At 43.1% G+C, this 21,410-nt stretch carries 16 protein-coding genes and 1 tRNA gene; 15 read left to right on the forward strand and 2 right to left on the reverse strand.

What is annotated here, in order from left to right; genetic code table 11:
- Window positions 1–476 precede the first annotated feature (476 nt).
- The 4 genes from QO187_RS10760 to hemB all read left to right on the forward strand — a co-directional run bounded on the left by QO187_RS10760 (window position 477) and on the right by hemB (window position 8,229).
- On the forward strand, window positions 477–1,877 hold the full coding sequence (locus QO187_RS10760) for an efflux RND transporter periplasmic adaptor subunit (protein WP_179798404.1): 1,401 nt from the start codon (window positions 477–479) through the stop codon (window positions 1,875–1,877).
- Window positions 1,878–1,911: 34 nt separating this feature from the next.
- On the forward strand, window positions 1,912–5,142 hold the full coding sequence (locus tag QO187_RS10765; protein ID WP_102093753.1) for an efflux RND transporter permease subunit: 3,231 nt from the start codon (window positions 1,912–1,914) through the stop codon (window positions 5,140–5,142).
- The gene (locus QO187_RS10770; RefSeq protein ID WP_371548337.1) at window positions 5,139–6,953 is read left to right on the forward strand and encodes an efflux transporter outer membrane subunit; all 1,815 of its coding nucleotides are present in this window, start codon (window positions 5,139–5,141) and stop codon (window positions 6,951–6,953) included. The genes QO187_RS10765 and QO187_RS10770 overlap by 4 nt, the downstream gene beginning before the upstream one ends.
- A 268-nt stretch (window positions 6,954–7,221) precedes the next feature.
- Entirely contained in the window at window positions 7,222–8,229 is a 1,008-nt protein-coding gene (hemB, locus tag QO187_RS10775; RefSeq protein ID WP_102093756.1) for a porphobilinogen synthase, read from the forward strand.
- 90 nt (window positions 8,230–8,319) lie between these two features.
- On the opposite strand, the gene QO187_RS10780 is transcribed toward hemB, so the two are convergent.
- Window positions 8,320–9,297 (reverse strand): glutathione S-transferase family protein, encoded by a 978-nt coding sequence (locus QO187_RS10780; RefSeq protein ID WP_102093758.1) that lies wholly within the window; start codon window positions 9,295–9,297, stop codon window positions 8,320–8,322.
- Between the two features lie 303 nt (window positions 9,298–9,600).
- Between QO187_RS10780 and QO187_RS10785 the strand changes: the two genes are divergently transcribed.
- Window positions 9,601–9,677, forward strand: a tRNA-Val gene (locus QO187_RS10785).
- 229 nt (window positions 9,678–9,906) lie between these two features.
- On the opposite strand, the gene QO187_RS10790 is transcribed toward QO187_RS10785, so the two are convergent.
- On the reverse strand, window positions 9,907–10,134 hold the full coding sequence (locus QO187_RS10790) for a helix-turn-helix transcriptional regulator (RefSeq protein WP_102093774.1): 228 nt from the start codon (window positions 10,132–10,134) through the stop codon (window positions 9,907–9,909).
- A gap of 117 nt (window positions 10,135–10,251) precedes the next feature.
- Here QO187_RS10790 and QO187_RS10795 point away from each other — a divergent pair, with 117 nt between their 5' ends.
- The 10 genes from QO187_RS10795 to cas6f all read left to right on the forward strand — a co-directional run bounded on the left by QO187_RS10795 (window position 10,252) and on the right by cas6f (window position 21,269).
- On the forward strand, window positions 10,252–10,467 hold the full coding sequence (locus QO187_RS10795; RefSeq protein ID WP_045447035.1) for a hypothetical protein: 216 nt from the start codon (window positions 10,252–10,254) through the stop codon (window positions 10,465–10,467).
- Between the two features lie 11 nt (window positions 10,468–10,478).
- On the forward strand, window positions 10,479–11,675 hold the full coding sequence (locus QO187_RS10800) for a site-specific integrase (RefSeq protein WP_102093760.1): 1,197 nt from the start codon (window positions 10,479–10,481) through the stop codon (window positions 11,673–11,675).
- Window positions 11,672–11,962 carry a hypothetical protein gene (locus tag QO187_RS10805; protein WP_102093761.1) on the forward strand — a complete coding sequence of 97 codons (291 nt, stop codon included), beginning with the start codon at window positions 11,672–11,674 and terminating at the stop codon, window positions 11,960–11,962. The genes QO187_RS10800 and QO187_RS10805 overlap by 4 nt, the downstream gene beginning before the upstream one ends.
- Before the next feature lie 10 nt (window positions 11,963–11,972).
- A complete protein-coding gene (locus tag QO187_RS10810; RefSeq protein ID WP_101211223.1) occupies window positions 11,973–12,290 on the forward strand; it encodes a hypothetical protein in 318 nt (105 codons plus the stop codon).
- A 174-nt stretch (window positions 12,291–12,464) separates the two neighbouring features.
- Entirely contained in the window at window positions 12,465–13,460 is a 996-nt protein-coding gene (cas1f, locus tag QO187_RS10815; RefSeq protein WP_102093763.1) for a type I-F CRISPR-associated endonuclease Cas1f, read from the forward strand.
- A complete protein-coding gene (gene cas3f / locus QO187_RS10820; protein WP_102093764.1) occupies window positions 13,461–16,949 on the forward strand; it encodes a type I-F CRISPR-associated helicase Cas3f in 3,489 nt (1,162 codons plus the stop codon). It begins immediately after the preceding gene.
- 277 nt (window positions 16,950–17,226) lie between these two features.
- Entirely contained in the window at window positions 17,227–18,576 is a 1,350-nt protein-coding gene (csy1, locus tag QO187_RS10825; protein WP_371548342.1) for a type I-F CRISPR-associated protein Csy1, read from the forward strand.
- A complete protein-coding gene (csy2, locus tag QO187_RS10830; RefSeq protein ID WP_102093767.1) occupies window positions 18,573–19,544 on the forward strand; it encodes a type I-F CRISPR-associated protein Csy2 in 972 nt (323 codons plus the stop codon). The genes csy1 and csy2 overlap by 4 nt, the downstream gene beginning before the upstream one ends.
- A 75-nt stretch (window positions 19,545–19,619) precedes the next feature.
- Window positions 19,620–20,645: a type I-F CRISPR-associated protein Csy3 gene (gene csy3, locus QO187_RS10835; protein ID WP_102093769.1), complete on the forward strand. Its 1,026-nt coding sequence runs from the start codon at window positions 19,620–19,622 to the stop codon at window positions 20,643–20,645.
- Window positions 20,646–20,648: 3 nt separating this feature from the next.
- Window positions 20,649–21,269: a type I-F CRISPR-associated endoribonuclease Cas6/Csy4 gene (gene cas6f, locus QO187_RS10840; RefSeq protein ID WP_227673239.1), complete on the forward strand. Its 621-nt coding sequence runs from the start codon at window positions 20,649–20,651 to the stop codon at window positions 21,267–21,269.
- Window positions 21,270–21,410 lie beyond the last annotated feature (141 nt).

Raw genomic sequence — 21,410 nt, forward strand, 5'->3', positions numbered from 1 at the left:
TGGATGGAAAATGACTTATCTAAATTGTTTTATGATATTCATCCAAAACATAACTCTTTTGTAGTGCAGTGACTATAGAGACGACGCTTACTATGACGGTAATCTATTAATTCGTAAACTGTAATATTACCGCTTTTCGATCCAGCTCGTATTGCAAACTACTTGACTGTGGGGTTACCCCAATAGTTTATAATGACTCATTAAATTTATTAATCCATTCTGTGGTTTGCTTAAACAATTAATGCTAAATAATCCTTTCGATACTTAATCCATATCGATGTCAGATTTTCTATTAGTCATATTTCGCTAACGGAAACATCTGAAACTGGAGTAAATAGCGCCAGCTTAGGCTATTTATGCTCTTTATTTAGCATTAGCAAGTTATTTAGCATTAGCAAGACCCTTATATTCAGTACGCCAAACTTATTGATCGATTTTTATACTGTCACTATTTATATATATTGCCGAGGACATTGATGAAGCACTCTTATCTTGCGCTTGTAATAGCATCTGTACTATCTGGAGCTGTACTGGTTGGCTGTGACAAAAACGAGGACGCCGCTGGTGAGCAAGCCGCACAGCAGCAAATGCCGCCTGCGGTTGTCAACGTTCAGACAGTCACTCTCGATACCGTCCCTCAAGTACAAACTTTTTCTGGTCGTACTGCAGCTTATCAAACTGCTGACGTCCGCCCACAGGTCAACGGTGTGATTGACGAAGTACTATTCCGTGAAGGAAGCAACGTCAAAAAAGGTCAGCCACTATATCGCATCAACACCGATAACTATGCCTCATCTGTTACGAGTGGCCAAGCCGCCGTACAGCAGTCACAAGCCAATTATCAAACTGCTGTGGCAAACAATGCCAATGCAAAAGCTGAGTTGGTCAGTCGTCAAGCGTCATTAGCACAAGCGCAAAATGACTTACAACGTCTGCAAGGTCTGGTCAGTATTGATGCCATCTCAAAGCAGCAGTACGATCAAGCACAAACAGCCGTGCGTACAGCACAAGCAGCAGTACAAAGTGCCGCCGCCGCTGTCGGTCAAACTCAAGCAGGTATTGAGAGTGCAAAAGCAGGCATTCAGACCGCAAAAGCAGGTTTAGAAGCCAGTACCTTAGATCTAAACCGTACAATCGTACGCGCACCGCTAACCGGCCGTACTGATCGCTCTAGCGTCACTGCTGGTACTCTAGTCAGCGCTGGTCAAGCAGATCCATTGGTGACTATTTCACGCTTAGACCCTATCTACGTTGATATCAGCCAGTCTTCTTCTGAGTTGCTAAAGCTTCGTCAGCAGATCGCAGATGGTACTGCTCAGCCAGGTATGAACTCAGTCGAATTGGTGCTAGAAGATGGTTCTGTCTATCCAGTACGCGGTAAGCTTGCACTGTCTGAAGCCAAAGTTGATGAGTCAACAGGTGCTGTCACCTTACGTGCTATTTTTCCAAACAGCAATAACATCCTGCTACCAGGTATGTATGTCACGGCACGTTTGACACAGAGTGTTATTACCAACGCAGCCCTTGTCCCGCAAAGTGCAGTCACTCGTACGCCGAAGAGTGAGACGCAAGTCTATATCGTTGACGAAAATAATAAAATCCAAGTACGTCCGGTCACCATTAATGGTACTTACGATGGACAATGGGTCGTCACTGAAGGCTTGAAAGCAGGTGACAAAGTGGTTGTGATTGGTGGTGCTAAGGTCAAGCCTGACCAAGAAGTGGTCGCTAAACCATTAGAAAGTGCAAATCCAGCACCAGCTGCACAAAGTGCGCCTAATACCAAAACGCCGCAGCAAGCCGCAAAAACGATGGATAAAAAGCCAGCTGGCGATGAGACTTCTACCAAAAAACCAACAGAAGCCGCTGCCAACTAATTCCATTCAAGACAGGAAGACTTAGGGATATACTATGTCACGTTTTTTTATTAATCGCCCTATTTTTGCATGGGTGCTGGCTGTTTTGGTCATGCTCATCGGGGTAATATCCGTTATCAATCTACCGATTGAACAATATCCACGTATTGCACCGCCGACTATTTCGGTCAGTGCAAGCTATCCTGGTGCTAATGCGCAAACCGTAGAAAACTCAGTCGTACAGATCATTGAGCAGCGTATGAAAGGCCTCGATGGTCTGATGTATATGTCGTCATCGAGCTCGTCAAATGGTAGTGCTTCAGTGACGCTTACCTTTGAAAACGGCACAGATCCTGACACAGCTCAAGTACAAGTACAGAACAAACTGCAAGCAGCGATGAGCTCCTTGCCTGAGTCTGTTCAGCGTCAAGGTGTCAACGTCAATAAATCGTCTAGCAGCTTTTTGATGGTGCAAGCATTTATTTCTGAAGATGGCACCATGGATCGGGCAGATATTGCCGATTATATTAACTCTAATGTCGTCGATTCGATCAGTCGTGTAGAGGGTGTGGGTGAAGTTCAAGTCTTTGGTTCTACTTATGCGATGCGTGTTTGGTTAGACCCATCACGCCTACGTAGCTACAACATGATACCTTCAGATGTGGTCAATGCGATACGAGCACAGAATGCTCAGGTATCTGCTGGTCAATTGGGTCAAGCACCTGCCGACACAGACAAACAAGTTATCAACGCCACTGTTACTGTACAAAGCTATCTTCAAACGCCTGAAGAATTTAAAAACATTCTACTAAAAACAGATACCTCAGGCGCACAAGTGCGCTTAGGCGATGTGGCAGATGTCGAGATTGGCAGTGAAAACTATAGCGTTGTCTCTCTCTACAATGGTCAAGAAGCAGCCGGTTTAGGTATTTCACTCGCTGGTGGCGCAAACGCCCTTGAGACTCGTGAAGCCGTCGGCGCACGTATGGCTGAGCTGGAAAAAAACTTCCCAATTGGTCTAGCCTCAGTCGTTCCGTATGACACCACACCATTTGTACGCTTGTCTATCGAACAAGTCGTTATGACCCTCATTGAAGCGATTGTGTTGGTATTTATCGTTATGTTCATTTTCTTACAGAACTGGCGTGCCACCATTATCCCGACCCTTGCCGTACCTGTCGTACTCTTGGGTACCTTTGCAGTGTTGTATATTGCAGGCTTTAGTATCAACGTCTTGACCATGTTTGCCATGGTATTGTCCATCGGTCTGTTGGTCGATGATGCGATCGTCGTCGTAGAGAACGTCGAGCGAATACTAGAAGAAGATCCTCACATCTCTATCAAAGATGCAACTATCCAGTCGATGGGTGAAATCAGTAAAATCGTTATTGGTATTGCGCTTATCTTGTCTGCAGTATTCGTACCGATGGCCTTCTTTGGTGGCTCAACAGGTGTGATTTATCGTCAGTTCTCTATTACGCTGATTACCAGCATGGTGCTCTCTGCCATGGTCGCGCTTGTATTCACCCCTGCCCTATGTGTGACCTTGCTAAAACGTGGCAAAAGTCATGAAAAAGGCAGTACCGAAAAGCAAAAAGGCTTCTTCGGTTGGTTCAACCGCGGCTTCTTCAAACTTAGCCGTTCGTACGAAAACTTTGTCGGCAAAAGTATTCGTTTTAAATGGTTATACATGATTGGCTACGCAGCCATTATCGGTATCATGGCGGTCGTATTCTTACGTATTCCAGGCTCGTTTTTACCAGAAGAAGATCAAGGCATTATGTTTACCTTGGTTCAGCTTCCGGCTGGTTCGACGTTAGATGAGACGCAAGACGTATTGGATAAAGTCAGAAACTATTACGATACCCAAGAAACTGATAATATCGCTTCGGTCTTTACCATTGCAGGCTTTAGTTTTGCAGGTCAAGGTCAGAATATGGGTCTAGCGTTTGTGCGCTTATCAGACTGGGAGGAACGCTCGGGCGATGAAAATACCGCTCAGGCTGTCGCTGGTCGAGCGATGGGGTACTTCTTTACTCAGCTAAACGAAGCACAAGTATTTGCCATCGTACCACCAGCAATTACCGAGCTTGGTAATGCCAGTGGTTTTGACTTAATGATTCAGGACAGTGGCAACCTCGGACATGATGGGCTACTTGAAGCTCGAAATATGCTCTTAGGTATGGCTGCACAGAACGACCAAGTAGCTGGTGTACGTCCTAACGGTCAAGAAGATTCGCCACAACTTAAAGTAAACATCAATCAAGAACAAGCGGCGGCTTATGGCCTGTCACTAAGCAATATCAATAGTGTCATTTCAACAGCGTGGGGCTCAAGCTACGTTAACGACTTTATCGATCGTGGCCGTATCAAACGCGTCTATGTACAAGGTGAAGCCAGCAGCCGTACCAACCCTGATGATATTGGTAAATGGTATGTAAGAAATGACATGAACGATATGATTTCGTTCGATGCATTCTCTAGTAGTGAGTGGCAGTCAGGCTCACCGCGTCTTACTCGTTACAACAGCCTACCGTCCATGAACATCCAAGGTAGCGCCGCACCAGGACTAAGTACTGGTGAAGCAATGAGCTCGATGGAAGCGATGATAGACAAGTTACCTGAAGGTATCAGTTATGAGTGGACAGGCATGTCATTGGAAGAGCAAAAATCAGGTGCCCAAGCGCCGATGCTTTATGCGCTTTCAATCCTAGTTGTATTCTTATGTTTGGCAGCGTTGTATGAGAGCTGGTCTATTCCTGTCTCTGTGCTACTAGTGATTCCACTTGGGGTATTGGGTGCAGTGATATTTACCTGGCTACGTGGTTTTGCCAATGATATCTACTTGCAAGTTGGTCTACTGACTGTCGTTGGTCTATCCGCCAAAAACGCCATTTTGATTATCGAGTTTGCAAAAGAACACCAAGAGGAAGGTTACAGTCTCAGAGAGGCCGTCATGACCGCAGCACGCCAACGTTTGCGTCCGATTGTCATGACCTCACTTGCCTTTGGTTTGGGTGTTGTGCCATTATTCTTGGCGAATGGGCCAGGTTCAGGCAGTCAAAACGCTATTGGTACTAGTGTTGTTGGTGGGGTAATCACAGCAACCCTCTTAGGTATCTTCTTTATCCCAATGTTCTATATCTGGGTGCGTAGTGCGTTCCCGCATAAATATGAGAACAATACACCCAATGATAAAGATGGTGGCAATGGTACGCCTAACTCGCATAACCCAACACCTTCTGAGAGTTATCAGCCTGCAAGTCTTGGAGACAATACACAATGAGTGCTCAAAAAACATCTATCATCAACTCATCATCGGTAGCTATTACAGCTATCGATGCGCAGCCAGCACTATCTCGTTTGCGCAAAAACAGTGGCCGCCTGTTAGGGCTGACTGCATTGGCAATCAGCATGGCCGCTTGTAACACCATTCCAAAAGCGGATATGCGTCCTGTGCTAGCAGAGCCGAATATCCCTATGCAGGAATCTTACGGTGCATTTGATAAAGAGACTGTCAGTAGTGCTGACCAAGCAAGCATTGCCAGTCAGCGCTGGCAGAATTTTTATAGCGATGAGCGTCTAAAAGGTCTGATTGCTCTCGGTCTTGAAAACAACAAAGACTTTGAGAGTGCGCGCCTAGCGATTGAAAAAGCACGTGCACAGTATCAGATTACCGATATTAATGACTTACCTGCTATTAATGGCAGTGCTGGTTACACTCGTTCAGCACAAAACGCAAAAGACAAAAATCCTAGTAGTGGCTATAATGTCGATCTAGGATTGGCAAATTATGAGCTGGATTTTTGGGGTAAAATTGCCAGCCTAAAAGACCAAGCATTGCAGAATTTCTTGGCGACTACGGCGGCCAAAGATGCGACCCAAATCAGCTTAATTAGTAATATTGCGCAAAGCTACGCCAATCTAAGCTACAGCTTGGCACAGTTAAAACTGGCTGAAGCTACAGTCGAGAGTCGTGAGCGTTCGCTATTTATCGCGGATAAACGTTTTGAAGCAGGTATTGACGCAAAACTGCCTTCATTGCAGGCTGCTGCCTCATTAGAGAGTGCCAAGCTTGCCGTATTACGTGCACAGACCAACGTTCTCCAATCACGCAATGCATTGCAGTACTTGGTTGGTGGCGCTATTCCAAACGAGCTTATCCCAACACCTGCTGTCAGTAATATCACTAGCCAGCAGATATTCAATGCCGGTCTACCAAGTGAATTACTGCGCTATCGCCCTGATGTACTACAGGCAGAATACAACCTAAAAGCGGCTGGTGCGAATATCGAAGTGGCCCGTGCCTCTTACTTCCCATCTATTAGCTTGACCAGTAGTGTGGGCGTCAGTAGCGGCAGCTTGAATGACTTGTTTAAAAATGGTGCCGTTGGCTGGTCGTTTGGACCTAGCGTGAGCGTTCCTATTTTTGATGCAGGCCGTTTAGATGCCAACTATGATGTGGCTCAAATCGAACGTGAGCAAACGCTTGCTAGCTATGAGAGCTCTATTCAAACGGCATTCCGCGAAGTGTCAGATGTACTTGCCACGCGTGCGACGCTCGGTGAGCAGTTAGAGGCGCAGTATCGTCTGCAGGATAATTTTGAACAGACATATCAGATAGCAGATGCACGCTTTAAAGCAGGTCTGGACAATTACTTAGACGTACTTGACGCTCAGCGTTCACTGTTCTCTACTCAGCAAGGTATCCTAGATTTAGAGCTACAGAAAATCGTTAGCCAGATTGAGTTGTACCAAGCGCTTGGTGGCGGAGCGAATCTTGATGTACCGACCGTCATACCTGTACCGCAGCACACTAACTTGGCGCAGATTGTCACTGGAACTGCTACTAGTGCAAAAACCAAAGCGACAAACGCCATCAAAGCAGCTGGTTCAGCGCGTGTGACTACACCGCAAGAAGCTGTCGCCATCAAGCAGTCGCAAGCGGTAGAAACGACTACTTTCAAACCGACTGCTATCGTCGATGTGAATGATGATGGTAAAAAGGATGCCGCTGTCGGCGTGGTCACTGAAGAGACTCGCTTCAATAACAATAGTGTTGAGCAAGTTCCTGTGACCCAGATTGTTGAGCCTTAAATGACCCAGCCTTGATCTGATGACGCAGCTCTATCATCACATTGACAGTCGATACGTACTATCAGCCCTACCGACTTAACGTGGTGGGGATTTTTGCTTTTATTAACGTCTTTTGGTTATAGTAGGCTCACTTTATGCAAGCTCTCTTTATATACAGCCACTTATAAAGCACAGATTTTGATAAACTAATTCTATAAAATACCGCTTATAGCGATATTATTTTAACCATGTAATATGATAACTATTAAAACAATCATAAGGAATTATTATGAGTTATACCTTTAACCGTCAATACCCTGCTACTCGCTTACGTCGCCTGCGCTATAACGACAATGTACGTTCAATGATTCGTGAAGTGGAGCTGCATCCTAAGCACTTTATTGCCCCTGTCTTTGTATTAGAAGGCGAAAACCAGCGCGAAACCATCGCTAGTATGCCGGGCGTTGAACGCTTATCGATTGATTTGCTAATCAACTATGCCAAAGAACTGTTAGCAGAAGGTGTCACAACCATCGATCTTTTCCCTGTGATCGATAACGCTTTGAAAACACCAGACGGTAGCGCCGCTTATGACGAAAACGCCCTGACTGCACGTACGATAAAAGCGGTCAAAGACGCTGTGCCAGAAATGGTCGTCATGACTGATGTAGCGCTAGACCCTTATACTTCACATGGTCAAGATGGTCTGCTTGATGATAGCGGTTACGTCATCAATGATGCAACTATCGAAGTATTGGTCAAGCAAGCGCTGGTACATGCGCGTGCAGGCGCAGATATCATCTCTCCTAGTGACATGATGGATGGCCGTATCAAGGCCATGCGTGATGCGTTTGAAGCAGAAGGTTTTGTGAATACGGCTATCATGGCTTATTCAGCCAAATATGCTTCTGCTTACTACGGCCCATTCCGTGATGCCGTTGGTAGTACCGGCAATCTAAAAGGTGGCCATAAGAAACAGTATCAGATGGATTTTGGCAATCGTGCTGAGGCGCTACATGAAGTGGCTATGGATATCAACGAAGGCGCAGATATGGTCATGATTAAACCTGGTCAGCCGTATCTTGATTTGATTCGTGAAGTCAAAGACACCTTTGGCGTACCAACCTTTGCGTATCAAGTATCTGGCGAATATGCCATGCATATGGCAGCCATTCAGAACGGCTGGTTAAGTGATGCAGTGATTTTAGAGTCGCTGATTGGCTTCCGCCGTGCTGGCGCTGATGGCATCTTGACCTACTTCGCTCTAGAAGCGGCTCGTCAGCTAAACAATGCCTAATAGTAATTACACTAACTTTTATAATGTAAAAGCCCCAGCTGCCTATTAGTAGCTGGGGCTTTTTTATGCGGTTACTCTATTAAAATAAAACTATAGACGTGCACGGTTATGTGGTTCATTAAAATCAAGCACTGGGCCAGCAGGGACAATACGCGTGGGATTAATATTGGCATGACTGGTGTAATAATGCTGCTTGATATGATCCATATTTACCGTCTCTGCGATACCAGGTACCTGATATAAGTCACGCAGATATTCCCAAAGGTTTGGATAGTCAACGATACGACGCAGATTGCATTTGAAATGCCCAACATAGACAGCATCGAAACGAACCAACGTCGTAAATAGTCGCCAATCGGCCTCAGTTATAGTGCTACCTGTCAGATAACGCTGATGTGCTAAGCGCGTCTCAAGTGTATCTAATGCCGCAAATAGCTCGATCAAAGCCTCTTCGTAAGCCTCTTGTGTGGTAGAGAATCCTGTCTTATACACGCCATTGTTGATAGTTGAATAGACGAAGGTATTTATATCATCAATTTCTTGTAACAACTCTGAAGGCACGAAATCACCTGCTAGCGCACCAACCTCATCAAAGGCAGAGTTAAACATGCGAATGATTTCAGATGACTCATTACTCACGATTGTGTTTGTTTTTTTATCCCACAAGATAGGTACGGTGACACGGCCTGTATAGTCTGGCTTGGCCTTGGTATACAGCTCATAAGCATAGTCTGCATTGATAACTGGATCAGCAACGACGCCTGCACCCTCTGCAAACGTCCAACCATACTCACCCATATATGGATGTACTACAGACAACGGAATGATGTTTTCTAAGCCTTTGAGCTTGCGATAGATAAGGGTACGGTGTGCCCAAGGACAGGCTAGCGACACGTATAAATGATAGCGGTCAGGTTCGGCTTTGAAGCCTTCAATACCTGTTGGCCCTGCGCTACCATCTACCGTTACCCAGTTTCTAAAACCAGCATCTTCACGCTGAAAGCGGCCGCCACTCTCTTTTGTCTCATACCACTTGTCTTGCCACTGCCCATCTACCAAGAGACCCATGTTATTCTCCAACTGTTTTTAATATTTATTTAACGCTTAGTCAGCATGATTGACTTGAAGCCATTATTATCATGATGATTACGTTGTTTAGAGAGATATCATACCAGTTATAAGGGTTTAATCATTAGCGTCATCTCGTTTATTAACAATACAAACTAAACGTATTAAATTCAATATTTAATGAATATACACAAAAGTATATCTAATATAAGCCTGAATATCAGATATTATGACAATAAAAGAGGTTTATGCTAAAAAAGACTTGCAAAGTCTGGGAAACTTGCTAAAATGCTCAACCTAAATAGGCGTATAGCTCAGTTGGTTAGAGCGCTACCTTGACATGGTAGAGGTCAGCAGTTCGAGTCTGCTTATGCCTACCAAATTTAGAAAGCTCCAGTTTAACGACTGGGGCTTTTTTTTGTCCGTAAAATATAGGCTGTAGCGGAAAATCTATATTGGTATCCAGTTAAAATCACTATTATTTAATCAACTTTAAATGATTCAAAAACGCGACGGTGACCAAATGGTGACCAAAACGTGACCGACCCTTAAAAACCATTAAAATTAAAATCTTCTTTTTGACCTCTACTTCAAATTCTAAGCTAGAACCTATTTTTTAGTGTTTTTCTCTTTATCCTCTTTTACATATTCAAAAATATCTCCTACCTCTACTTCTAAATACTCACAAAGCTTATCTATAGTATCGAAATCAATTCTAGATGATTGATCGTTGTATATCTTATGCAACGTCGTTTTGCTTACCCCTGTTGCTCGTACGGCATCCGCTACTTTAAGCCTTCTTTCAGCTAACAAAGTTGGGAGATGATTAACTATCATACTATAAACTCCAATTATAATTATAAAAAGTACTTGCATAGTTATAAATTTATGGTAAATTACAACCATGGTATCTAAAAGTACCATTATAGTTAAACTTTATATAAGGAACATATTATGTCACATACCTACCTAACTACCCAAGAGCTTTCTGAGCTCATCAAATACAACCCTCGTACTATCCGCAATGAACTCAAGGATAGTGTACTTATTGAGGGCATTCATTATATACGCCCGTTCGGTGGTCGTAAGATTTTGTACATTTGGGAAGAGATTGAAAAAGATATGCGCACTGGCATCGCCGGTAGCATCAATGCCATGGCACTACAATAAGGAGAAATAGTATGGCTAGCATCAGAAGTAGATACGGTAAGCTCGTTGTCGATTTTTATTATATGGGTATACGCTGTCGGGAGACGACAAACTTAACGGACACGCCAGCGAATCGCAAGAAGCTTGAGAAAGTGATTGAGAAAATGGAAGCAGAAATCACCCTAGGTCTCTTCAACTACGCTAAGTACTTTCCAAAAAGTGACAAAGCGGCAGAAATGGTAGCGTTGAACGATCGCAAGGAATGCATCAACACTAATACGCCTTCTTTTGAGCAGTTTGCAAAATTATGGTTTCTTGAAAAAGAAATTGAATGGCGCGATACCTATAAGCGCAAAATAAAGGAGATTATTGATATGTATTTGATTGTTAAGTTTGGGACTAAGCCCATTCATCTCATAAAAAAGACAGATGTATTAGCCTTCCGTTCATCCCTCGCCAAAGTGACTTACGGAAAAGCTAACAAACATCTGTCAGCGGCACGCATTAATTCGATTATGGTACCTTTGGGTATGATACTAAAGGAAGCGGCTAAACGCTACAAGTTTGATAATCCATATGATGATATTAAGTCTCTCAAGGAGCCTAAGACCGATATCCAGCCCTTTACGCTGGAGGAGGTTTGGAAGTTTATTAACGGTGTGAGAGCAGACTACCGTAACTATTACTTGGTACGTTTTTTTACTGGTATGCGTACCAGTGAGATTGATGGACTGATATGGGAGAACATTGATTTTGATCGTCGTGAGATTGTAATCAAGCAGGCTTTGGTTAAGGGCAAGATTGTGCCGCCTAAGACGCAAGAGTCTTATCGAGCGATTCAAATGTCACCTTGGGTTTATGATGCTCTATTAGAGCAACAAGCCATAACTTATGAGCGCTCTGACTATGTATTTTGCGCGCATACAGGTGAACCACTTGACTATAACAACGTGAATAAGCGTGTTTGGCACCCTACTCTTAAGATTTTGGGTCTGAAGAAGCGTAATGCCTATCAGAGCCGTCATACCGCAGCGACGTTATGGTTAGCTGCTGGCGAAAGTCCTGAGTGGATAGCCAGCCAAATGGGACACTCTACGACTAAGATGCTGTTCAACACTTATAGCCGCTATGTACCGAATATGACTAGGCAGGATGGTAGTGCATTTGAAGCATTGGTCAATCGCAGTCAGATTGCTCAGGTATCTACGGACAAGGAGACGTCACAATGAAAATCATTGATTACGATAAACTGCATGCGACGTTTAAACCTAGTGGTTATGTCAGTGACGATGCTAATGACATTGCTAATACTTTGATTTGTGAACTCTGTATTCAATCAGGTATTGGTTTGGCTCGGTTCTTAAATGTTGATAGTTGCTTCGATAATCATATGGCAATGCGGGTATGGGTACAGAAGCGCTTAGATGCCAATCCTGACTATGTACTTGATGAGATGCGTGGTCAGCTGAAGAGTGAGCTTTACGAGCTACTACCACACACTGGCTATGGGTACTAAGGAGGATATTATGAGCTTAAGACTTGAGCCTAATATAACGCAGAACTCACGGGATCTGAAAATCTGTAGCGATTACTGGGCATACGATAATGAATGTGGCTTCATTGAGCATGTAGAAGGGGTTTGTCAGAAGTATGACATCAGTCCTCATATTATGTTTGTTACGGTAGGCCAGTGTTTTGCTTATCTAGATGATGTACTTTGCGAGTACTGTGGTTATGTTTGCCCTTTAGAGGTGCCAGCAGACATTTCTTATATGCGTGCAAAACATAGTTGGTGTTGTGAAGTATGTGAGCACGCTGTGTGGCGTGAGCATAACAACCGATAAATTTTTTTAAACATTCAAAGCCAAACAGCTTAGGTTGTTTGGCTTTTTATTGTTTCTAATTGACTGACGACATCTGTTGTCGTAAAGACTTTTTTATACGTTGTTTTACCGACATAGTTCCGTTAAAGTAAATTTGTATTAAACTTTATAATGCTTTCAATGGACGGAACTACTATGGCAAAATCTAGCAACGCTTATACAGATAATAGTTTTGCCTCATCAGATCTAAAAACTATTCTGCACTCTAAACGTGCCAATATTTACTACCTTTCCCATTGTAGGGTAATGCAAAAAGATGGAAGGATTCTCTATCTAACTGAAGAAGATAAAGCCAATCTGTTCTATAACATTCCTATCGCTAATACCACCTCAATCCTGCTCGGTACAGGAACTTCCATCACTCAAGCGGCAATGCGACTGCTATCACAAGCAGGTGTCTTAGTTGGCTTTTGTGGTGGTGGTGGCTCGCCATTATTTATGGGTGCGGAGCGTGAAGTCTATGTCGAGTGGATGACGCCACAAAGCGAGTATCGTCCAACAGAATACATTCAAGGGTGGATGAGCTGGTGGTGGGATGATGACAAGCGTTTGATGGCAGCGAAACTTTTGCAACACGCACGATTGGCTTATCTACAAACGGTATGGAATAAAGACAGTGAGCTAAAACGTTGGGGCTTTGATAGCAGTAATGACGCAGTGCAAGCCCTGCTCACAGATAACAGTCGGCAAATCAATCAGCAAATGGAGGTCATGCACTTATTGCAATTAGAAGCGCGTTTGACTAAGCAGCTCTATAAACTGGCCGCCAAAAATACGGGCTATGATGGCTTTACAAGGGAACATGAAGGTATCGATAAGGCCAATGGTTTCCTTAATCACGGCAACTATTTGGCTTATGGTTTAGGTGCGACCACAGCATGGACATTAGGTATTCCACATGGCTTTGCGGTAATGCACGGCAAGACTCGGCGCGGTGCATTGGTATTTGATATCGCCGATATTATCAAAGATGCACTGGTACTACCCCTCGCCTTTATCTGTGCCAGCGAAAACATGAGCGAGCAAGAGTTTCGTCAAGAATGTCTGAATATGTTTACTAAGCATAAGGCACTGGATTATCAGTTCGAAGTCGTAAAGCAGATTGCTATGACCAAAAGCTGGGAGGCATAAATGATTGTCACTTTAGTCTCGCAATGTGAAAAGAAGGCTCTAGGTCGAACTAGGCGTATTTTGGACGCTTTCGCTAATCGGATTGGTGATAATGTTTGGCAAACGGCTATTACTGAGGAAGGTCTAAAAACCGTCAAGCAGCTATTACGCAGCTCAGCGACTAAGTCGACGGCGGTAAGCTGTCATCGTAATAAGACACGCCAGCTGACTGAACTGGTATGGGTAGTGGGCAATAAGCGTAAGTTTAATGAGGTTGGAATTGTTCCTGTGAACCGTACCAAAAGAAACATCTTGCACAGTGAATGGGAAAATGAGTGGAGCTATGCCAGTAGTATTCAGATTATTGCCACTATATCTGCCCTGCTTCATGATATCGGTAAATCAACCATTGGCTTTCAAAACAAGCTCCTTGTCGGTAGCAAACAAGGCGACTCTTATCGGCATGAGTGGATATCATTAAAACTGTTTGAGCTGATGATTATTGATTGCGCTACTGATGAGGCATGGCTTGAACGTTTGATGCAGTTAGATGATTGGCTGAAAAATAACGATATAGAAAGATTACTGTCTAAAGCCAATCAAGATACCGTCAACATAGAAGCAATGCCGCCCCTTGCCCAGTGGGTCGCGTGGTTAATTGTCACCCACCATCGATTGCCACCTGCGGATAAAGTATTTCATTCCTTTACCGCCATTCAACGTATGCAGCAGCCCAAAGAAACACTAGCTTATAAGCAAAATTTGCAACAGTTTTATAGCAAGTTAACGCCTTTTGACTTTTGGGTCAAAAATCCAAAATCGTTAGAGGAAATGAGTAAAGCTCAACTAAAAAGCTTTTGGCAATTTGAGCATTTAGTGATTAATAGCCGTGCATGGCAAAAAAATATCAGACGCTGGTCTAAAAAAGCACTCAATGATCCTGCATTAATGCAAATTAGTCAGCAAGCAATTGATAACAAAAAGGCTATTAGTGATCCGTTTTTACTCCATTTATCGCGTTTATGTTTAATGGTAGGTGATCATAATTATTCCAGTCTAAAAGAAAATGACTCACGTTGTATAACTGTTAATAGCCAGTTTAAAAAATTAGCTGCCAACACTGACCGAACCGCTAGCACGCCCACTGTAAAACAGTCATTAGAGGAGCATTTATTGGGCGTGGGTGCTTTTACCGCTCATTTCTGCCGCGCGCTACCTATTATTGCTAGCGAAATGCCTACCCTATGCAATCACGATCCATTGGCTAAGCCGACTGGCATAGAGCGTTTTAAATGGCAAAACCAAGCATTTAAAATGAGCTATGGTTTGCAAGAAGCGACACGTGAGCATGGATTTTTCGGGGTAAATATGGCCTCGACAGGCGCAGGTAAAACCATCGGTAATGCTCGTATTATGTATGCTTTAGCTGACCCTAAAAAAGGTGCGCGTTTTACCATTGCATTAGGACTGCGGATTTTAACTTTACAGACAGGGCTAAGCTTTCGTAAAGACTTGAAGTTACAAGGCGACCAATTAGCCATATTAGTTGGCGGCAGCGCGAATAAAAAACTGTTTGAGCTGGTATACGACAATAAGACTAATGATATTACAGATATTATCAGCGAATATAAAAAAGACGACGAGCCTGATAATGAATCAGAGACCTTTGGTAGTGAGTCTAGCGAGGATTTATTAGATGAGTTTGTTGATAGCGATATCGATTATCAGGACTATGAGACGCTGAATCTCGATACTGTCATTGCCAGTCCTAAAGCGCGCGATTTAATATTTGCGCCGATTGTGACTTGTACCGTTGACCATATTATCCAAGCAAGCGAGTGCAAACGTGGCGGTAAATACATTGCACCGATGCTGCGTCTACTGAGTAGCGATTTGATACTTGATGAGCCTGATGATTTTGACCAAGCGGACTTGCCTGCGCTTTCGCGTTTGGTGCATCTTGCCGGACTCTTTGGCACACGTGTTCTGCTGTCTTCTGCCACTCTGACGCCTGACTTAGTAACAGGATTATTCGAAGCTTACATGGAAGGACGCAAACTGTTTAACCAAAGCCAAAATAAGCCTACTCCTAAAATAGTCTGTGCCTGGTTTGATGAACAACCTAAAGCGATGCTATCCGAGCAATGCGCTGATGTTGATGCCTTTCAAAATACCCATAAACAATTTTGTGATAAGCGTGCCAGCTATTTAGCCAAGCAGCCCGTTAGACGTCAGGCAGAAATATTGCCCTTTTCAGCTTCTTACACCAAAGATAATGCGACACAGTTTTATAGCGCTTTGGCACAAACTTTGGTCGATGCTGCCATAAGCTTGCATGATAAGCATCACGAGGTGCTGCCTAATTCTAATCAGAAAAAATCTAGTGATAATACGCAAGTGAGTATCGGGTTGGTGCGCGTCGCCAATATCAATAACATTACTAATATTGCCATGCAGTTATTTAAAGCAGACGACATAGCTGTACCAGATAATACGATAATACATGTGGTGTGCTATCACGCCAAGCAGCTATTGCTACTCCGTAATGCGTTAGAGAATAAACTCGATAGAATCTTAGATCGTAGCGACTCGAAAACCAATATCTTTAATCATCCTGAGATTGAACAAGCCATTGCTAATCAGCCTGCTAAAAAACATATCTTTATGGTTCTAGCCACCCCTGTTGCCGAAGTTGGTCGCGACCATGATTATGACTGGGCGATCGTCGAACCCTCTTCTATGCGCTCTATCATTCAGTTGGCAGGACGTGTCTGGCGGCATCGTCCTGAAAAGCTCGCCAATGAACCGAACATCTTACTGCTGCAATATAATATCCGCTACTTTAAACATGCAAATAGCAAGCGACCCATTTTCACGCATCCAGGGTTTGAGACCACGCTATTTAAGCCACCAAGCTACGATTTAAATAAATTGATGACTCAAGAGCAGCTAGCACAAGTCGATTCAAGACCTAGAATTTCAAGGTCTCAAAACAAAACCATAGAAACGTTAAGCGACCTTGAACATCGCGTCATGCAGCATTTATTAAACAACCATAAACTTAATTATGTCAACGCCTATTGGGATAGCAAGGCTACTGCCAATCGTACCCATACGCATTTGCAGCAAATCAGTCCTTTCAGAGCAGGAACGCCGCAAGACGATTGGTTATTGATTCCACGAATGGTCAATGATGACGAGGATACTGACATGCCGAGCATGGGCTTTGATACTTATTATAGCGAGGACGTCTTTGAAAAAGGCTTAGCCAAATCTAGCACCCACAATAAAACCATTCAACCGCTAGCCTTTAATTTTGAGCACGAACAAATAAAGCCATGGCTGACTGTCTCCTTGAATGACGTTTTACAAGACTTGCAAAAATCCCAGCCCGATAAGAGTTTGCGCTCGTTAGCCATCACTTATTCATCAGTGTCGCTTGATAGCATTAAGTCTAGCAATAGTAGTGGCTGGATGTTTCATGAATTTTTTGGTTTTGTTCGTGGATAGGTTTTAGCCCATTAATTGTCTGCATAAAAAAGCACGGCGTTAACCGTGCTTTTGCTAGAAGCCACCTGAGCGGTGGTGAAAGATAATACCAGTTATAACATTTTCTAAGCCACCTGAGCGGTGCAATCAAATTATAACAGAGCGTCTTTTATAAACATAACTGATATCTCTAATATTTATTTAAATACCAGTTATAACATGGTTTACTTATTAATTATTACGTGCTTTAATATTGTAAATAAAAAATTTTTGTGCATTATAAAAGGAGAAAATTTTGATGGATATATCTTCAGAGCTAGCAAGCGGTGCTGTCAAAGCATTTCTTATTAGCCAATATGATAAAAAAACGGATACTGAGCAAAAACAGCTCTCTAAAGCAATTGAAAGTAGCGACCACGACAAGGTCACAGAACTAAAAGAAGCGTTAGTAAATGCCAAAGAAAAATATAGCATTGCAAACTGGATTGCTGATGCGGCTACTCGCATGGCAAAGCAACTAAACTTCGGTACGCATATCTCAAAGGGCGTTCATCCTGACGCTAAGGGCGATAATGTTAGCTTTGATACAGTAGACAATTTATCGCAAACTATCGTAGGTACGCACTCAATAGACAGCAGTTACATCGATGCTAACGGTAATGCCGCAGCCCTGCCCCTTGCCGCTTTCTTCGATTTTGAAGTAGATGAGACGACTAAAATTCGTGACCTTATTTTAGCGGATAATGTTGATTTTATTGCCTCACTTGCCAGCGATAAAATACTGGCTAATACCTATCAGCAGACTTTTAAAGAAGCATTGCAAAACTTTATTACAAACCCTGTCACCCATGAACGTAATAAACAAACGCTTTGGGTAACCAACGCCTACGAAGGCGCGGACATAGAAGAGCTTGATTATATTAATATTGTTCCGCTCTACCCCTCTGTACTCACTCACGAAGTCTATCAGCGTATCAATCATCTTAAATTTTCTGAGGACAATAAAGCTGCCCGTGATAATCGTTTTAAAAAAACCGCCGATCAACAGCCTTATATCACCTTGAATGATTTAGCGACCCTTCAGCTTGGCGGTACTAAGCCGCAAAACGTTAGCTTGTTAATGAGTAAACAAGGTGGTCGTAATTATCTTCTCCCTTCACTTCCACCCATTATCAAACAAGAACGCTCGTTTAAATTATCCAAATTTGCCAATAGTATTTTTGGCACAGCTATGGAATATAACGCGCACGAAGCTATTAAAGAGATTTTTGAGTCTATAAAAAGTGCGCGCAATCTTGCTATTGATAAGTTACTACATAAATTATTCAAAGCCGCAGAAGACATTCGTACCGATATGCCCGCGGGATGGTCAAAAGACTATGAGCTTGAGCGACACGAGAAGCTTTGGCTTGATCCGAAACGCGCTGATCTTGAGGGCGAGGAGGAATTCAAAGCTGAGCGTGAACTAACTGACGCTTGGCATCACCAAATTATTCATGATTTTTCCCGTTGGCTCAATACTTTGATGCAAGCTGAATTTAAAGCCATTGCCAGCGACTTTGGCGATGCCGAGCATTTGGACTGGGAGCGTGAGATTGAAAATATGCAAAAACGCTATGAGCGCGCAGGCAAAGGAGTGTTTTTATGAGCCGTATAGATGATGACAACGATATCGGAGTGATTGGCTATTTGCTGTTCAAAAAGGTCGTTATTAATGGGGCAAATACCATATCAAGCCCGCTTACTTATGGCTTTCCAGCTATCACTGGATTCTTGGGTAGCTTTCATGCGATGTCGCGCAAAATGGCGGATGATGAGCAACTATCTAACGTATCGTTAGGTGGCGTATTACTGGCCTGTCATGACTGTCAGCCGCAGATGTATCGCCCAAACTCTTATAATAATTACACCTTTAATCAAACGCGTAACCCTATTAAAAAAGACGGTAAAACAGCTTCTATCATCGAAGAAGGCAAATGCCATTTAGTAATGAGTTTTGTAGTTGAAGTATTGGCAGACACTCAACTGACGACTGAGCAGCAAGCGTCTGTTATCCAAAAGACTAGTCAGTGGATTCAACAACAACGTATGGCTGGCGGTAGTGTACGCGGATTGGCTCGATTTGAGCCCGTACAATATTTTGATAGTAGCGATATTAGTGCCGTCATACCGCAGCTATTACCTGCCTTTGTATTAATGGATGCTCAAGATGAATTTGCTCAAATTATTAATGACGTACAAAAAGACAATCCAGATGCGGCACCTTTAGATGCCTTAATAGACGTTTGCGCGCTACATCATATTCCAGAAGCTCAAAAAAATGGCGATACCAAATGGTTGACGACTTCGCGTAAGAGTGGTCACGGTTGGCTTGTCCCTATGCCTATAGGATATCAAGGAATTTCTGATCGTTATGATGCAGGTGTGATGCAAAACGTACGTAATCCCGAATACCCTAGCCAATATGTCGAAGCGATATATAGTCTTGGCAAATGGATCTATCCACAGCGTTTAAATCGCATCGGCGGTGAGCATGATATTGTCAATGCCTTTTGGCGTTACCACTATGACGCCGATGATTCTCTGTACTTGGTCACCCAGCAGCAAGACTTTTAATCACATTTTTAATTTTCTAAATCCTTTAACTTTTACGATACATTCAATTTAACTTTTATTCTTATGGAGAAACTCATGTCAAAATCAGCCCTAAAAACTGCATCCGTCCTCGCTTTTGAGCGTAACCTTGACGTATCAGATGCTTACCTATGGCAGACTAATAGCCAAGCAGCTGATAAAGCTGCAATGCCGTCGCCTGTCGTTATTAAAGAAAAATCAGTTCGCGGAACGATAAGCAATCGTCTAAAAAATGCTATTACTAATGACCCTGCCAAACTAGATGCCGAGACCGAAAAAGCTAATTTACAAAAGGTAGATTCTGCGTCACTAGATGAGAACAACGATACCTTAGTTGCGCGCTTTAGCCTGAAAGTACTACCTTTCACTGGTAAGCCTAACGTCTGTAATGATCAAGACTATCAACAGGCTTTAGAGCAAGTGGTTACTGATTATATCGACGCTCAAGGCGTAGATGAATTGGCAAGGCGCTATGCGATTAACGTGCTGAACGCGCGTTGGTTATGGCGCAACCGTGTGGGTACTGAAAGCATCAAAGTCACCGTTAAATGTAATGGACAAACCATTACTATTGACGATGCAAAAGCTTATGGTCTCAAAGATTTTAACAGTGATGACGCTAATATCAAACAAGTCGCAGACTGGATCAAAGCAGGTCTAGATGGTAATGAATTTATCATTTTATACGTAGAAGCACACGCCGTCATCGGCTATGGTCAAGAAGTCTATCCGTCACAAGAATTGATACTTGATACAGGTAGCAAAAAGAGTAAAGTGCTTTACCGTGTCAGTGACCGCAAAGGCTCTGAGGATAATGCAGGTATGCACTCACAAAAGGTCAGTAATGCTATTCGTACTATCGATGACTGGTATCCTAATGCCGAGTTTCCTATTGCGGTTGAGCCATATGGCGCGGTGACCACATTAGGTACAGCGTTCCGTCAGCCTAAAGCTAAGATGGACTTTTATAGCCTATTCGATAATTGGGTATTAAAAGGTGATGCGCCAAGTACCGAGCAACAACATTACGTGATGGGTGTGCTTATCCGTGGCGGCGTGTTTGGTGCCAGTGGCAAGGAGTAATTTATGAGTGATGCAACTTCAAGCCTGACCCATTACTGCGAGTTAACCATCATCCCTGACCCTGATATTGCGCCCTACTTTATCTGGAGTAAGCTATTTACCCAGCTACACATTGCGCTAGCTGAAATGAAGAATAAACATGACATCGAATCCATCGGTGTCAGCTTCCCTGATTATCATTATGATGATAAAAAGGAGAAGTCATCTAAGCTGGGAGTAAAGCTTCGCGTCTTTGCCTCTAACCAAAAAGATTTAGAAACGCTAAATCTTGATAACTGGCTATCGCGGCTTACTGACTACGTGCATATCAAAGGCATCAAAGACGTGCCTATAGATAAAATAACGGGCTACGTGAGTGTACACCGCTATCGTTTTAAACCGATAGAGGTACAAGTAGAATCTCTAGCCAAAAAAATGGAGATTAGCAATGACGAGGCAATGGCGATAGTTGTTAAACGCAAAGCTGAATTAAAGCTGCCTTTTATCAGAATGTTTAGTGAAAGCAATAAAGCCCATTATCCATTGCAAATTTTACAACAACCTAGTAAACAGGACGTAACTGGTGGTTTTAATGTATACGGTATGAATGGCATGCGCGATAACGTTACTGTGCCGCAGTGGTAGTAGATAAAGTTAAAGGGTAATGATGAATTATCCTTTAATTGGGTATAAAAACCTTTTTTTTAATCTATTTAAAAACTTGCAATAAAATCAAACAGTTATGACAATATGAAAATTGGAGGGTAAATTAGGGTATTTTGCCCT

This window comes from Psychrobacter sp. Arc9, assembly GCF_041431295.1.
Taxonomy (GTDB): Bacteria; Pseudomonadota; Gammaproteobacteria; order Pseudomonadales; family Moraxellaceae; genus Psychrobacter.